Source organism: Haloferax sp. KTX1 (assembly GCF_902410085.1).
Lineage (GTDB): Archaea > Halobacteriota > Halobacteria > Halobacteriales > Haloferacaceae > Haloferax > Haloferax massiliensis.
In genome coordinates, this window is the sequence record NZ_CABPRH010000356.1 from 1 (window position 1) to 386 (window position 386).

The window sequence follows — 386 nt, forward strand, 5'->3', positions numbered from 1 at the left end:
GGACCATACTGGGGTTTTGGCGTCGGTTCGATAATACGGTTCGAGTCCTCACGCGGATTGACAGTCGCAGCCACCCTGTTCCAGAAACGCTACAATATCGTAGCTATGGCCGCAGTCCTCACACAGCACCTGCACCTCGTTGATGACGTTGAAATCGCCTGCCGAGATGGCGTCGTTCTTTTCGAGGCTCTCGATAGTCTGCCTCGTTACAGCGGTGGTTCGGCCCCGAAGCCGCTGTATTGAGTCGATGGCGTTTTCTTTCCGTTCTGCGGGCGTCCGCTCGGGTCGGGCCGCCCCACGGTCGTTCTTGAGATAGCGATACACCGTCTGGTGGGAGATAAAGTCGTCCATCACCGATTCGATATCGACCCCGCTCTGTTCGAGAC

The 386-nt window shown here is 57.3% G+C and carries 1 protein-coding gene; it reads right to left on the reverse strand.

All coding sequences use genetic code 11. The features are described 5' to 3' along the window. Positions 1-48: 48 nt before the first annotated feature. Positions 49-386 (reverse strand): rod-determining factor RdfA (gene rdfA, locus FY251_RS22180; protein WP_342765793.1); only part of this gene is annotated, 338 nt, incomplete at its 5' end.